Genomic DNA, 15,005 nt, shown 5'->3' on the forward strand with positions numbered 1-15,005 from the left:
GAAACGCGAGTCGTGCCGACACGCCGTCTTTCAGGGTGCCTCGAAGCCTTTCGCTTTCCAGATCGCTTGGGCGTCGGGCGAAGCTATGAATCGAAGCAGCGCTCTCCCGGCTTCGGGCGCCTTGCTGCTGGCGACGATGCCGGCGGCAAGCAGAGTGTAATTCTGAATCGCCGCTGGAAGGGGGCCTACGAGTTCGACGCCCGGCGCTGCCAGGATTTCGCTGATTTGATTGAAGCCGATCTCGACATCGCCCCTGGCGACCGCTTCGAATCGCTCCGAGCGCTCCTTGAACGCGGTGGTTTTCGACTTCATGTCTTCGCCGATACCCAACCGTTCCAGCATGCCGATCATGTAGATGCTGACCGGCGCTCCCGCGGCCGGATCATTCCAGCCGATCGATTTTGCTGCAAGCATGGTGCGTTTGAATGTCTCGACCGAACTGATGTCCGGTTTTGGGGCGCCCTTGCGCACGAATAAGCCGACGCCGACTTTCGCGATGTCGATTCGGCTATCCGAGACGACTTTGCCCTGTTTCAGCAACATTTCGATTTGCGGCGCGGACACGATCGCCACATCGGCGGGTTCGCCCTTGGCAATACGATCCGTCATTCCGCCTATCGTCCCGTTGAAATCGAATGTCACCTTGTGTCCGGATGACCGCTCGAATTTCGAGATCAGTTCGGTCATGGCGGACTCAATTGCAGAACCTGAAAGGATCTTGATTTCCGCCGCGCTCGCGACGCTGCCCAGAGGTGCGATGACGAGCGCCCATGACATCGAAACCACGACCATGCCGGCCGCCGCCGCGGCGAAAGGACCTCTCAGCATCGCTCGCTCCGTCATCAGCAACAGGCCGAATCCAGCTCGAAGCATGGCATTAGACGGGCGCATCTGAGTCAGATTTGTTCACGCGGCCTAACAATGTCAGTGTCGGCTGGGTGCGCGTCGCCCGATCTGCAGGAGCCGAAGCGCCAGCACGGCACCGGCAACGCTGAGGCCGACCACCAGCGCCCACAGCAGGCCTTCGACTCCGAGTCCGCGGGTGAAGGCGAGATGCCAGGCGAGCGGTACGGTCAGCGCCCAGAAGCTGAAGAGGTGCAGGAGCGTGGGCATGAGCACGTCGCCGGCGCCGCGGAGCGCGCCCATGAGCACGCCCTGCACGCCGTCGGGCACCACCATCCAGGCGACGACGGCGATGACGGGGATGGTGGCGGCGGCGAGACCGGGATCGCTCGTATAGAGGGCGGCAAGGGCGCCGCCGCCGGCGGCGAGCGCCAGCGCGGCGACGGCCATGATCGCCGTATTCAGGGCGGTGCCGAGCCAGCCGGACGCCGCCATGCCGGCGCGGTCGCCGCGGCCGACGGCGATAGCGACATGGACCGCCGTCGCGGTGGCAAGCCCGGTCGAAACCATGAACAGGAGTGCGGTCAGGTTGAGCGCGATCTGATAGCTGGCGAGCTGGGTGGCGCCGATGAGGCCGGCAAAGCCGGCAAGCGTGGTGAAGGCGGAGCTTTCCAAACCCTGGCCGAGGCCGATCGGCGCGCCCAGGCGCAACAGCCGCCACGCGGTCAGCACCGGCTCGCGGATCCGCGCATAGATGCCGTAAGCCTCCGCGCCCGACATCTCCAATAGATAAGCGACGATGACGATGCACATGAGCCAGCGCACGATCGCGGTTGCGAGATTGGCGCCGGCGGCGCCGAGCTCGGGCAGGCCGAACGGGCCGAAGATCAAGAGCCAGTTGAGCAAGAGCTTCACGCCGTTGGCGGCGAGCACGATGATGAGCCCGGCCCGGGGCCTGCCGATGCTCTCCAGCGTGAGCGCGGTTGCGATGTACATGAGCAGTCCGGGAACGCCGGGCGCCACCATCTCCAGGGCATAGCCGCCGCCCTCGACGATATCGGCGGATTGAGCCGCCAAGCGGAGCAGCGCCTTGCCCTGCCAGAGCAAGGCGGCACCGGCGAGCCCCAGGACGACGGCGATCACCATGGCAACGCGCCAGATCTGGCCGACGCGCTCCAGCTCGCGGGCGCCGCGGGCTTGCGCGCACAGCACCTGCGTGCCGGCGAGCAGGCCCAAGCTGACGGTGAGCAAGGTCACCTGCGGGGCGGCGCTGATGGCGAAATAGGCGAGCTCGTTGGCCCCCGCGTGGCCCAGCATGAGCGTGTCCATGGTCGCCATGGTGAGGATGCCGACCCGGGCGCCGATGACTGGCAAAGCCAGGCGGATGATCGCGCGCATCCGGTCTTCGTGCCGGCTGGGATAGAGCGGATGGCTCACAGCGCCTCTTTTCAGGAGACGGCGCCGATCGGGAGCCGGCGCCGTTCGGGTGCTGAAGGTCAGCCGGACGGCTCGGCTACCTTGACGATCGCCTTGCCGAGATTGGCGCCGCCCAGCATCTCGATGAAGGCCTTCGGCGTGTTCTCCAGGCCCTCTGTCACGTGCTCGGTGTATTTGAGCTTGCCGTCCTTGATCCAGGCGGCGAGCCTTCTCAGCGCCTCGGGATAGCGGTCGCGCCAATCCCAGACGAGGAACCCTTCCATCCGCGCCCGGTTGATCAGCATGAAGCGCAGATTGCGGGGCCCGAGCTCCGGCTTGGCGAGATTGTACTGGGAGATCTGCCCGCAGATGACGATGCGCGCCTTGAAGGCGAGATTTTGGAACACCGCGTCCGTCACCGTCCCGCCGACATTGTCGAAATACACATCGACACCATTCGGGCAAGCGCGCCCGAGGTCGGCGGCAAGCTCGGTCGCGGTCTTGTAGTTGAGCGTGGCATCAAAGCCGAGCCCGTTCTTGAGGAACGCCAGCTTCGCATCGCTGCCGGCAATGCCGACGACCCGGCAGCCGCCGATCCGGGCGATCTGTCCCACGATCTGGCCGACGGCGCCGGCGGCCCCGGAGACGACGACGGTGTCGCCGGGAACCGGCTTGCAGACCTCAAGCAACGCGAAATAGGCGGTCATGCCCGGCATGCCCAAGACGCCGAGCGCCGTTGAGATCGGCGCCAGCTTGGGGTCGATCTTGCGCAGCTGCTGGGGCTCGGCCAAGGCGTAGTCCTGCCAGCCAAGCGAGCCTTCGACGACATCGCCCGGCTTGAAGGCGCGGTGGTTCGAGAGGACAACCTCGCCGACCACACCGCCGGTCATCACCTCACCGATCTCTACCGGCTTCGCGTAGGACTTGGCGGCGCTCATCCGACCGCGCATATAGGGATCGACCGACAGCCAAAGCACCTTGACCAGGACCGCGCCTGGACCGGGGTCGGGCACCTTTTCCTCGACCATGCGGAAATTGCCGGGCTCCGGCGCCCCGGCGGGCCGGGATGCCAACAGGATGCGGCGGTTGGTCTGGTTCGACATGGGGCGCGGGCTCTCCAATCTGAACGGGGCGGGCACGTTAGCGCCATCGGGCAAGCCTCGCCAGCCGCCTTGTCGCACGGCGGGTCGCTCAGGCACTGTAGGCGGCCACCCTTACCCGGAAAGACCCCCATGCTCTTGCATCTCTCGACCTGGTCGGAAATCGACGACTATTTGAAGCGCTCCACCGGCATCATCGTGCCCATCGGCTCGACCGAGCAGCATGGGCCCAACGGCCTCATCGGCACCGATGCGATCTGCCCGGAGTTCATCGGCCGCAAGATCGGCGAGAAGACCGGCGCCCTCGTCGGACCCACCATCAATGTCGGCATGGCGCAGCACCATCTGGGGTTCTCCGGCTCGATCGCGCTTAGGCCGTCCACCTTGATGATGGTGATCAAGGACTACGTGACCTCGCTGACGCGCCACGGCTTCGAGCGGTTCTTTTTTTTGAACGGCCACGGCGGCAACATCGCGACCGCGACCGCGGCCTTCTCGGAGATTTACGCCGAAGCCAGCTTTCGCCGCGGCTCGAACGCGCCCAGCGTGCGCTGCACGCTCCGCGGCTGGTGGGAGTCGGAGAAGGTCAGGGCGATCTCGGCCGAGCTCTACGGCGACAAGGATGGCAGCCATGCCACCGCCTCCGAGGTCTCGGTCACGCAATACGCCTATCCCGAGGCGATCAAGCACGCCGCGATGGAATGGCCAGGCAAGCCGGCGCGCGGCTTCTACGACGCCGAGGATTACCGCCGGCAGTTTCCCGACGGCCGCATCGGCTCCGATCCCTCGATGGCTACGCCGGAAGCCGGCAAGCGCTTGGTCGAGGCCTCGGTCGAGGATCTGAGCGAGGACTACAAGAGGTTCCTGGCGCAGGCGTGAGGGGGAAGGCACGCCCTCGTTTCCTGTTCCCTCCTCCACCTTTGGTGGGGGAGGGCTAGGGTGGGGGCCTCGATCACGCCGAGACCTAATTGAGCCCCCACCCCAACCCTCCCCCGCGTTCGCGGGGGAGGGAGCACAATTCACGTCGTGCAGCAAATGGCGCCTACGGCCTGAGCTGCACCTCCGCCTCGACCTGGACCGCGACCGGCGTCTCGCCGGGTTCGGCTGCCGGCGGTGCCATCGGTTGGGTGCGATCGGCGGCCATCACCGTTGCCAGGCCCAGGGGCTGGAGGCGCGGGGCGGCGACGTCCCCCAGGCGCACCTCGCGGAAGCGGAGATGGGTCAAGCCGAGCGCATGCGCGGTGGTCTCCGCCTTCTCGCGGAGCTTCTGGATCGCTTCCGGAATGAGCTCGCCTTCGATGCGTCGGCGCGTCTCCGGGGCGAGCTCGTAGGCGAGGCCGCCCATGACCAAGCCGTCGTCCTGGAGCTGGCCCGCCAGCGCCAGCAAGGCCGCGGCATCGCTACCGATCAGGGTCAGCCCCTGATTGCCCCACCAGCGCTGGCCGCGGCGCAAGGTGCGGTCCTCATAGACGTAGTAGCCAGCGGTCTCCACGCGCAAACCGGCGACCGCCTTGGCCTTCTCCAGCGCCGCCGCCATCTTGGCGTTGACCTGGCCTTGGACGCTGCGCGCATCGGCGCCGCCGACCTCGACGCGCAAGCTGGCGCGCAGCCGATCCTGGGTCACCTGCCTAACCGCACTCTCCGAGAGGCGCAGCACCACCGCGCCGTCATCGGCTTGCGGTGCGGTTTGCGCCGCTGCGGCCGAGGTCATGAGGCAGAGGACGGCAATGGTCAGAATCCGTGTCGACATGGCGAGCTTCTCCAAGGGCGACGTCTTTCTCCTGAGGTGCGGCTCAAATCCGGGGAAATTGCGTGAACCGCGCATCGCCGTCCCGCTCGATCTGCTGCACCAGATCCACCTCCCAGGAGAGATAGTCTCGCATCGCCTGCTCTCTACCTTTGGCGCGGTCATAGGGACGATACCAAACATCATCGGCCGCATCGGCCATGTGCTCCTGCCCCGATTCCAGCTTCAGACCGGCAGCGTGCCAGGCCGCCGTGCCGCCGGCCAAGACCTTGACCGGCCGCGATGTGAGGCCGGCCAGGTCGGCTGCCGCGAGGCGGGCCAGTGCATCGTCGGCGGCGGTCAGCACCAGAGCACCCGATTGCGGCAGCTTCGTGATGCTGGTGCCAAGCCGGGCACGGATGACGAACCAGGCGCCGGGAATGTGGCGCTCGCGGTAGTTGAGGCTGGTGTCGAGATCCAGCACCACCGCCTCGCCGCGCTCGAGCATCGCCTGCAGCTGGATGGCCGCCAGCGTGTTCGCCTTCGCCTCGTCAAGGCCGAGCACGGCGCGGGGGGCGGGTCCCCGCTCGAGCGCGATGCCGTCGAGGCCGCCCTCTAGGACATAGACCTCGGGCCAGCCCATCTGGATGAGCCATGATGCGGTCATGGTCGAACGCACGCCGGTATCGTCGATGAGCACCAGGCGGGCATTGCGGGTGCCGACATAGAAGTCGGTCGCCTGCACCAATTGCCCGCCCGGGGCCGAGCGCGAACCCGAACGATGGCCGGCTTGGAACTCTTCGGGGCTGCGCACATCGAGGAGGTAGAGGCTGCGCTCATCGCGCTCACCGACGAACCGCTCGAGCCTGTCCGCATCGATGCTTTTGACGCCGAAGCGCCGTCCGACCCGGGCGGCCGCCGCCTTCGCCGTCGCCAGCCCGTTGGCGCTGGGAACCGGCGCCAAGCGATCCGCGCCGTGTTCCAGCTCCAATCCGGCCAAATGCCAGCCCATGGTGCCGTCCTTGAGGGCGACCACGCGGTTGGGAATCCCGGCATTGATCAGGGATTGCGCGCCGATGATGCTGCGAGTGCGGCCGGCGCAGTTGACCACGACCAGGGTCGAGGGCCAGGGGGCGAGGTCGTGCACCCGGTAGACGAGCTCGGCGCCGGGGCAGTCGATGCCGCCGGGGATGCTCATGTTGCGATATTCGCTCACCGGCCGGCTGTCGAGGATCACCATGTCGGTGCCGGCGTCCTTGAGGCGCTTCACCTCGGCGGCCGACAGCCGCGGGGTCTCCTCATGGTGCTCGACGAATTCGCCGAAGGCCTTGCTCGGCACATTGACGCCGCTGAACAGCTCGTAGCCGGCTCGAGCCCAGCCCTCGACGCCGCCCTCGAGGATCGCCACGTCCCGATAGCCGAACGCGGCAAGACGGTTTGCCGCCCGCTCCGCCAGCCCGTCGGCGGCATCGTAGAGCACGATGCGGGTACTCCGCCGCGGCACCAGGGCGTCCAGCCGGAGCTCCAGACGGCTGAGCGCCAACGGCACGGCGAAGAGCAGATGGCGAAGCGAGAAGACGCCTTCCTCGCGCACGTCGAGAAGCGCCAGCTCCCGGCCGTCGCCGAGCATGCGTTTGAGCTGTTGCGGGCTGACGAGACGGTCGGCTTGCATGTCTTCCTCCTTGGGCGCAGTCGCCCTTCGGCTCACGGCTCTAGACCGCGGCAGCGGCCCATACCAGCAGAAGCCGGGCAGCGAAGCAGCCAATAAAGATCGTCGGACGCGTATTTTCGTATCGGTAATGGCCGCCCTCGCCGCCGGAGGAGCATGGGGGTGCCAGGAATTTTCCGGCTGCGTGTTGACAGCTTCGTGACCAGCGGTGCACGCTTCACGGCGTCATGCGAAGCCTTGGTTCCGATCGGAAACACAACGATCGTTAGGGACCGTGCCGGCACCGGCGACGGTCCGACCGATTGTCCTTCCGGGCAACGCAACCACGAGAACGATCGACGGAGAAACTCCCATGACCACACAAGCGCGCCGCGATTTTCTGAAGCTGGGCGGCCTTGCCACCGGCATCGCGGCGGTCGGCGCCGTTGCCGGCACCGTGCTGACCGCCCAGAAAGCCGCCGCTCAGGCGAAGTCCGACAGCCAGCTGCGCACCGTGCTTGACCGCGGCAAGCTGATCGTCGGCACCGGCTCGACCAATCCGCCTTGGCATTTCGAGGACGACAAGGGCCAGCTGACCGGCATGGACATCGCCATGGCCCGCATCCTCGCCAAGGGCTTGTTCGACGACGTGAAGAAGGTCGAGTTCGTCAAGCAGGAGGCGAACCAGCGCATTCCCAACATCGCCACCGGCAAGGTCGACATCGTCATCCAGTTCATGACGGTCTCGCCGGCGCGCGCTCAGCTCGTCGCCTTCTCGCGGCCCTATTACGTCGAGGGTGCTGCCTTGATGACCTCGCCCAAGGGCAAGTGGAAGAAGTACGCCGAGCTCAAGGCCGCCGGCAAGCAGGTGCGGGCTTCGGTCCTGCAGAATGTCGATGCCGACACCCTGGTGCACAACGCCTTGCCGGACGCGCAGGTGCTCCAGCTCGATAGCCAGGCCAACACCTTCCAGGCCCTCGATGCCGGCCGCGCCGACGTGGCGGTGGTCGATGCCTCGACGGTCAAGTGGCTGGCCAAGCGCAACCCCGACAAATATGTCGATGCCGGCTATGCCTATGAGGCACAGCTCTACAGTGCGGCCATGCGCCAGGGCGATCAGGATTGGCTGCATTGGGTCAACACCTGCTTCGACGTCGCCATGCACGGCCACCAGCCGGAGATCTACACGGCGGCGTTCGAAGAATTCTTCGGCGAGAAGCCGCCGGAGCAGAAGCCCGGATTCCCGGTGATCTGAATCCGGCCCTCCGTTTCGATTATCCATCAATGACGCCGTCCTCTGCCGAGATCTGTCGGCAGAGGACGGGTTCGTGAGCGAGCGGCAGCAGACGCGTGAACTATCACATCAACTACAACTTCGTTTGGAAGTACTTCGACAAGCTCACCGACGGCCTCGTCCTGAGCCTCGAAATGGCGTTCGTTTCGATTCTCATTGGGATCATGATCGGGCTTGGTCTGGCGCTTGCCTATAACGGCTCGGGCCGGATGGTGCGCTGGATAATCGCGGCCTATGTCGAAATCATCCGCAACGTGCCGCTGTTGCTGCTGGTCTACCTGGTCTTTTACGGCATCCCGACCGTCGGCGGCTTTGCCTACGATGCCACGACCAGTTTCATCATGACGCTCTCCGTCTATTCCGGCGCCTATCTCGTCGAGATCTTCCGCGCTGGTCTCGATGCCGTGCCGAAGGGGCTGATCGATGCCGGCAAGGCGATCGGCCTGACGCCGATTCAGCATCTCGTATCGGTGCGGCTCCCGACCATGTTCCGCATCGTGCTGCCGTCCTTGTCGAACACCTTCGTCTCCTTGTTCAAGGACACGTCGGTCGCTTGGGTGATCGCGGTTCCGGAACTCTTCTTCGGCTACAACTGGATCTACACCAATACCTTCCGCATCGTCGAAGGCTTGAGCGTATTGGCGGCGATGTATCTCGTCACTTGCTACGTGTTCATCTTTGCGCTGCAGCAGCTCGAGCGGCGCTATGCGATCGGGCGAAACTGATGGACGTCGCGATCAACGCCTTGCCCTTCCTCTGGGAGGGGCTTTTGGTGACGCTGCATGTGTCCGCGCTCGTCGTGGTGATCGCGTTGGCGATCGGTCTCGTCTTGGGGCTAGGCCTCACCTACGGGCCGCGCTGGATCTATTGGCCAATTCGCCTCTACAGCGACATTCTGCGCGGCATTCCCGTGCCGGTGCTGATCTTTGCCGTCTATTACCTGCTTCCAGTCATAGGCTGGAACATCGACGGCTTCACCGCCGCAGTCTCTGCGCTTGCCGCCTTCGAGACGGCGCGCGTGCTGGAAGTGACGCGCGGGGCCATCCAATCGATCCACCCGGGGCAGACAGACGCCGGCCAGGCGATCGGCCTCACCTTCAGCCAGCGCATGATCTATGTGATTTTCCCCCAGGCGCTCCGGCGCTTCCTGCCGCCCTGGATCAACTCGGTCGTCGACACGGTCAAGGGCAGCTCGCTCGTGTCGTTCGTCAGCATCGTCGAGCTGACCCTGGCAATTCAGCAGGTGATCGGCCGCACCTTCGAGCCGATGCCGCTCTACATTCTAGGTATGGCCATTTACTTCGCCATCAACTTCACCCTCTCGACCGCCAGCCGGCGCCTCGAGGCGCGTTTTGCCTATATCCGCGAGTAGCCCCCAATCCGCGAGCAATACATGACCGAAGCGCTCGTTCAGATCCGTGGCGTCAAGAAGTCCTTCGGCGCGACCCTGGTGCTGGATGGCGTCGACCTCGACGTCGCGAAAGGCCAGGTCGTGGTGGTGATTGGCGCCTCGGGCAGCGGCAAGACCACCTTGCTTCGCTGCATCAATCTCTTGGAGCCCTACGATGCCGGCTCGATCCATGTCGACGGCGTCGAGATCGGCTTCCGCGATTCCGGCAATGGCCAGCGTCAGCGCCGGGGCGAGCGCGAGCTCTCCAAGATCCGTGCCGATATCGGCATGGTCTTCCAGCTCTTCAATCTCTTTCCGCATCTGACCGCCGTCGAGAACGTCATGCTGGGCTTGCGCAAGGTGCGCGGCATACCGAAGCCCGAGGCGCGGACGCTGGCCGAGCAGTGGCTCGTTCGCGTCGGGCTCTCCGACAAGCTCGACAGCCTGCCGATCCAGCTCTCCGGCGGCCAGCAGCAGCGGGTCGGCATTGCGCGCGCCGTCGCCATGGACCCGAAGGTGTTGCTCTTGGACGAGATCACCTCGGCGCTCGATCCCGAGCTGGTGGGCGAGGTCCTGAGCGTGGTTCAGGAGCTGGCGCGGGACGGCATGACCATGATCGTGGTGTCGCACGAGATGACGTTCGCCCGCGACGTCGGCTCGCGCATCGTCTTCATGGATGGCGGCCGGATCCTGGAGCAGGGGACGCCGCGCGAGGTTCTGGCGCATCCGAGCCATGAGCGGCTGCGGACGTTTCTGAAGCGCATTGAGATGAAGCACCACTGAGACCGGGCCGAACGTCATCGAGGACGAGCATGACCGCCAAGCTGAAGCCGCGCTCCGATGTGCGCACGCGCATGGGCCTCAGGCCCATCATCAACGTGTCCGGCACCATGACGCATCTCGGCGCCTCGATCGTGGTGCCGGACGCGGTTCGGACCGTGGCCGAGATCCTGCCGGAGTTCGTCGAGATCAACGACCTCCACCGGAAGGCGAGCCGGGCGATCGCCAAGCTGACCGGTGCGGAGGCCGGGTTCGTAACGGCGAGTGCCTCGGCGGGAATCACCCTCTCGGTCGCCGGCTGCATGACCGGCCCCGACCTGGCACTGATCGAGCAGCTTCCCGATGCCGCGGGCATGAAGGACGAGGTGGTCATCCAGATGGGCCACATGACCCAATATGGCGCGCCGATCGAGCAGGCGATCCGCCTTGCCGGCGCCAAGGTCGTGCCGGTCGGCACCGTGACCGACGCCAGGCCCTATCAGCTCGCCCACAAGCTCGGCGAGCGGACCGCGGCGGCCGTCTACGTCGTCTCGCATCATACGGTGCAGTACGGGATGATTCCCTTGGCCGAGTTCGCCTCGATCTGCCACGAGAAGGGCGTTCCGGTGGTGGCCGACCTCGCCTCGGAATACGACCTCAAGGGCTTCCTCGCCGCCGGCACCGATCTTGCGGTCTATTCCGCCCATAAGTTTCTGGGCGCTCCCACAGCCGGCATCGTCGCCGGACCGAAGGTGTTGGTCCGGTCCGTCTTCCTGCAGAATGCCGGCATCGGCCGCGGCATGAAGGTGGGCAAGGAAGGGATCGCCGGCACCATCGCCGCACTCGAGGCCTGGGCGGTGCGCGACCATGCGGGCGTGCGCAAGATCGAAGCCGGCTATCTCCAGTTGTGGGTAAAGCGGTTTCAGGGCCTGCCGGGCATCGAGGCCAGGATCATTCCCGATCCGACCAACAATCCCTTGGATCGGCTCATGCTCAAGATCGATCCCGAGATGGCGCGCATCACCGCCTGGGAGCTCGCCGACGCACTGGCATCCGGCGATCCGCCGGTGATCGTGCGCGACCACGAGGTCGAGCACGGCTTCTTCCAGATGGATCCGTGCAACCTGCATCAGGGGGAGGCCGAGATCGTCGCCGACCGGGTGGTGGCCGAACTCAAACGCGCCGCCACCCGCAACCGCGCCGAGCCCGCCAGCATCGTCGAGCGCAAGAAGCGCCGCTTCCAGCGGTTGCTGGCTTGGCCTGATTGAGCACATCTAGAACCCTCACCCGCCTCGCTCTCGCTCGGCACCCTCTCCCGCAATGCGGGAGAGGGAGGGGACCCGCGCGATCAGCGCGGGGAGGGTGAGGGTCGTATTGTGCTCACCCCGCCTGCATCGCTCCGACGGGGCAGGCAACGCCGGTGCCGCCGAGGCCGCAATAGCCGCCGGGGTTCTTCGCCAGGTATTGCTGGTGATAGTCCTCGGCGTAGAAGAAATCCGGCGCGTCCACGATCTCGGTGGTGATCGGCCCATAGCCCGATTGGCTGAGCCCGCGCTGATAGGCCTTCTGCGACGCCTCGGCCAGGCGGCGTTGCGCCGGCGCGTAGACATAGATCCCGGAGCGGTATTGGGTCCCGGCATCGTTGCCCTGGCGCATGCCCTGGGTGGGATCGTGGCTCTCCCAGAAGAGCTTGAGCAGTGCCTCGTAGCTCACCTTTTTCGGATCGAATGCCACCAGCACCACCTCGTTGTGGCCGGTCATGCCGCTGCAGACCTCTTCATAGGTGGGATTGGGGGTGAGCCCGCCAGCATAGCCGACCGCCGTGGTGAATACGCCCGGCATCTTCCAGAAAATGCGTTCGGCTCCCCAGAAGCAGCCAAGGCCGAACAGGGCGAGCTCGATGCCTTCGGGAAATGGCGGCACCAGCGGATTTCCGTTGACGAAATGCGCCTTCGGCACCGGCATCTTCGCATTCCGCCCCGGCAGGGCGTCGGCCTGGCTCGGCATCGCCGTCTTCTTCTTGAATCGCATCCACATGGCTTCGCCTCCTAGTGTCCCGCCCCTGAAATTCGTCCGCGAATTTCAGGAACAAGCGGGCCACCAATCTATTGAATCTAGTGTGATTCAGATTCCGAAGTTCGTCGACGAACTTTGGAATCATCACACTAGGGTCGCTGGGCGCTCTCCCGAGATGGGGACGCAACCAGCCCGAGTCTAGAATGAAGCGGCTCGGCAAGACAGAGGGCCGCCGGAAGCCTCAATCCTTGGCAAGCACCTTCTCGAAGATGACCTTGCCGTCGCCCGGCGCATAGAAATCCTCGAGCCGGGCGGCCTCGCGGTAGCCCATGCGGCGATAGAACGAGCGAGTCGGCTCGTATTGCGGCTTGGATGAGGTGTCGGCATAGACCCGCGTGCCGCCCAGCTCCTGGATGGCCGCTTCGGCCGCCGTGTGGAGGGTTCGGCCAATCCGAGCCCCTTGAGCCCGCGCATGGACGGCGATCCAGTAGAGGTCATAGCTCGATTGGGTGCCTGGGATCGGTCCGTAGCAGGCATAGCCGACGACGTCGCCGTCGCGCTCGGCAAAGATAAAATGATAGCCCGATTCTGCTTCGCCCTTGGCCAGCGCCTCGTCGACGAGCTCGATCGCGATTCTCTCTTCGGCCGCGGTGAAGAACCGGGTCGAGCGCACGATCTCGTAGATGCGGTGGCGATCCGTGGGCATGAGTCCCCGGCGCATGCTCGGGGCAGGGTGCATGGAGCTCATGTTAGCTCAAACTGCGACAGGCCAGCGTCGTTTCGCGCCCCATTACTCAGCGGCCACCTGCTGCACCGCCTGGATGGCAGCGGCTTCGAGGATGGCGTGGATCAGGCGGTCATAGGACCAGCCCGCGCGGCCGGCGGTGGCGGCCAAGCCCGCATCCGGCGCTAGACAGGGATTGGTGTTGATCTCGAGCACGAAGGGGCATCCCTCCGCATCGATGCGGAAATCGATCCTGACATAGCCCGAGAGCCGGAATTCAGCCCAGCAGCGGCGCGCGATCGCCTCCAGCCGAGCCAGCAGCGGACGGTCCGCCGGATCCTCGACGAAGCACCGGGGCGTGCTCCGGTACTCCGGCGACTCCGTGTGCCATTTGGCGACATAGTCGACGATGCGGGGCCGGCCCGGCGGGAGATCGATGAACAGGATCTCGCTCGCCGGCAGCACCACGGGCGAGGCTGCGGGGCCGACCAAGGACAGGCTGAGCTCGCGACCCTCGATGTAGCGCTCGGCATACCAGGTGCCGCCGAAGCGCCGGCGGCGATCGGCGACGATGCGGCGAAGCGCGGCCTGGGTGGTGACGATCGAATCCGCCGCCAACCCGATCGAGGCATGCTCCCAGCTGGATTTGACGATGTGCGCGGCGCCGATGGGCCGAACCGGCGCGTCCAGGTGCTCCGGCTCGATCCATTCCGGCGTCGGGATCCCCGCCGCCGCCATGACGCGCTTGGCCGGGAGCTTGTTCTGGGTCTGCGTGATCGCATCGGCCGAGGCGCCGGTGTGGACCAGGCCGAGCGATTCGATGAGCGTCGGCGCCAGATGAATGAAGCATCCCTGGCCTTCGATCGCATCGACGAGGTTGAAGACGAATGCCGGGGCGAGCGCCTGCAATCGCGCGGCGGCGGCGGCAAGGTCGAGGGTGATCGGCACTCCGACCGGCTGCCAGCCCTCGCGCCGGAGCGCCTCGGCGACCGCATCGGCCTGCACCAGGGAATCCTGCTCGTCTGCGAGCGCGTCCGCCGGGACCGCGCCATAGAGCACCGCGACGGTGGCGGTGCTCACGAACCGGTCCCGCGCCGGGCGGACTCGGCCGCGCCGAAGATCCGCTTTGTGGCGGCCTCCATGATGAGGCCGATCAGGCGCTCGAAGGAGATGCCGACCTTTCCGGCCAGGATCGGCAGATCGGAGCGCACCGGGTTGAGGCCGGCCAAGGGATTCACCTCGAGGAAATGCGGCATTCCGTGCTCGTCGGCGCGCAGATCGACGCGTCCGCCATCGCGGCAGCCGAGTGCGCGCCAAGCATCGAGCGCCACCGTGGCGGCGCGCTTGGCCATGGCGTCCTTCACCAGCCTATAGCCGACCCTGGTGTCGTACTCCTCCTTGTTGAGATAGCCATAGGCATCCCGATCGGCGGTGGCGAGCAAGGTCACCTCCAAGGTGCCCAGCGCCTCGGCCTGGCGCCCCTCGCCGACGATCCCGACGGTGAACTCGCGGCCGCTGAGAAAAGTCTCGACCAGGGCCGGCTGGCGATATGTGTGGATGATCTCGGCGGCGAGGCGCTTCAGCTCCGCCTTGGAGGCGACCTTCGACTTGCCGCTGATGCCGCGCCCGGTGCCCTCGGCCACGGGCTTGATGAAGAGCGGGAAGGGCAGGGCCACGGCATCGGCCTCCTCCGCCCGCTCGATCACCCGGAACGGCGCCGTCGGCACGCCGCGGTCGCGGACCACCTGCTTGGCCACGCCCTTGTGCAGGGTCATGGCCATGACCAAGGGATCGGAGAAGGTGTAGGGGAGGTCGTAGGCATCGAGAAGGGCGGGCACCTGCGCTTCCCGCCCGATGCCCCTCAGCCCCTCGGCGATGTTGAAGACCATGTCCCAGCGCCTGCCCTCGACCAGCGCCTTGGCCAGCGCCTTCACATTGCCGATGCGCTCGACCCGGTGTCCGAGCCCGCGCAGCGCCGTCTCGATCGCCTCGATGGTATCGAGCCGGTCGAACTCGGCGGTCTCCTCGTGGCTGAAGCCTTCGGCGAGATAGTCGTCGCGAAGGTCGTAGGCGAAGCCGAGCCGCATGA

The 15,005-nt window shown here is 65.9% G+C and carries 15 protein-coding genes; 6 read left to right on the forward strand and 9 right to left on the reverse strand.

The genetic code is table 11. The features are described from left to right. Positions 1-30: 30 nt before the first annotated feature. The 3 genes from modA to HY058_17765 all read right to left on the reverse strand — a co-directional run bounded on the left by modA (position 31) and on the right by HY058_17765 (position 3,362). Complete coding sequence (gene modA, locus HY058_17755; GenBank protein ID MBI3499143.1) at positions 31-849, reverse strand: molybdate ABC transporter substrate-binding protein; 819 nt, start codon at positions 847-849, stop codon at positions 31-33. Between the two features lie 75 nt (positions 850-924). Continuing rightward, positions 925-2,280: an MATE family efflux transporter gene (locus tag HY058_17760; protein ID MBI3499144.1), complete on the reverse strand. Its 1,356-nt coding sequence runs from the start codon at positions 2,278-2,280 to the stop codon at positions 925-927. Between the two features lie 59 nt (positions 2,281-2,339). After that, entirely contained in the window at positions 2,340-3,362 is a 1,023-nt protein-coding gene (locus HY058_17765) for an NADP-dependent oxidoreductase (protein MBI3499145.1), read from the reverse strand. Between the two features lie 129 nt (positions 3,363-3,491). Here HY058_17765 and HY058_17770 point away from each other — a divergent pair, with 129 nt between their 5' ends. Further along, on the forward strand, positions 3,492-4,238 hold the full coding sequence (locus tag HY058_17770; GenBank protein ID MBI3499146.1) for a creatininase family protein: 747 nt from the start codon (positions 3,492-3,494) through the stop codon (positions 4,236-4,238). Between the two features lie 163 nt (positions 4,239-4,401). Here the strand turns inward: HY058_17770 and HY058_17775 are convergent, their stop codons facing one another. Then, on the reverse strand, positions 4,402-5,109 hold the full coding sequence (locus tag HY058_17775) for an SIMPL domain-containing protein (GenBank protein ID MBI3499147.1): 708 nt from the start codon (positions 5,107-5,109) through the stop codon (positions 4,402-4,404). Between the two features lie 43 nt (positions 5,110-5,152). Further along, entirely contained in the window at positions 5,153-6,757 is a 1,605-nt protein-coding gene (locus HY058_17780) for a thiosulfate sulfurtransferase (protein ID MBI3499148.1), read from the reverse strand. 349 nt (positions 6,758-7,106) lie between these two features. Between HY058_17780 and HY058_17785 the strand changes: the two genes are divergently transcribed. The 5 genes from HY058_17785 (at position 7,107) to HY058_17805 (ending at position 11,444) form a co-directional block, all read left to right on the forward strand. Then, positions 7,107-7,988: a transporter substrate-binding domain-containing protein gene (locus HY058_17785; protein ID MBI3499149.1), complete on the forward strand. Its 882-nt coding sequence runs from the start codon at positions 7,107-7,109 to the stop codon at positions 7,986-7,988. Positions 7,989-8,083: 95 nt separating this feature from the next. Further along, a complete protein-coding gene (locus HY058_17790; GenBank protein MBI3499150.1) occupies positions 8,084-8,752 on the forward strand; it encodes an amino acid ABC transporter permease in 669 nt (222 codons plus the stop codon). After that, a complete protein-coding gene (locus HY058_17795) occupies positions 8,752-9,399 on the forward strand; it encodes an amino acid ABC transporter permease (protein MBI3499151.1) in 648 nt (215 codons plus the stop codon). The genes HY058_17790 and HY058_17795 overlap by 1 nt, the downstream gene beginning before the upstream one ends. A 21-nt stretch (positions 9,400-9,420) precedes the next feature. Next, a complete protein-coding gene (locus HY058_17800; GenBank protein ID MBI3499152.1) occupies positions 9,421-10,200 on the forward strand; it encodes an amino acid ABC transporter ATP-binding protein in 780 nt (259 codons plus the stop codon). Between the two features lie 29 nt (positions 10,201-10,229). Then, a complete protein-coding gene (locus HY058_17805; protein MBI3499153.1) occupies positions 10,230-11,444 on the forward strand; it encodes an aminotransferase class V-fold PLP-dependent enzyme in 1,215 nt (404 codons plus the stop codon). 112 nt (positions 11,445-11,556) lie between these two features. On the opposite strand, the gene msrA is transcribed toward HY058_17805, so the two are convergent. The 4 genes from msrA to HY058_17825 form a co-directional block, all read right to left on the reverse strand. Then, entirely contained in the window at positions 11,557-12,213 is a 657-nt protein-coding gene (gene msrA, locus HY058_17810) for a peptide-methionine (S)-S-oxide reductase MsrA (GenBank protein ID MBI3499154.1), read from the reverse strand. A gap of 220 nt (positions 12,214-12,433) precedes the next feature. After that, the gene (locus HY058_17815; GenBank protein MBI3499155.1) at positions 12,434-12,913 is read right to left on the reverse strand and encodes a GNAT family N-acetyltransferase; all 480 of its coding nucleotides are present in this window, start codon (positions 12,911-12,913) and stop codon (positions 12,434-12,436) included. 69 nt (positions 12,914-12,982) lie between these two features. Then, positions 12,983-13,996: a D-alanine--D-alanine ligase gene (locus tag HY058_17820; GenBank protein ID MBI3499156.1), complete on the reverse strand. Its 1,014-nt coding sequence runs from the start codon at positions 13,994-13,996 to the stop codon at positions 12,983-12,985. Further along, a complete protein-coding gene (locus tag HY058_17825; protein MBI3499157.1) occupies positions 13,993-15,003 on the reverse strand; it encodes a D-alanine--D-alanine ligase in 1,011 nt (336 codons plus the stop codon). Before HY058_17825 ends, HY058_17820 begins: the two co-directional genes overlap by 4 nt. Positions 15,004-15,005 lie beyond the last annotated feature (2 nt).

It is taken from the genome of Pseudomonadota bacterium (assembly GCA_016195085.1).
In the GTDB taxonomy this organism is placed as follows: Bacteria; Pseudomonadota; Alphaproteobacteria; order SHVZ01; family SHVZ01; genus JACQAG01.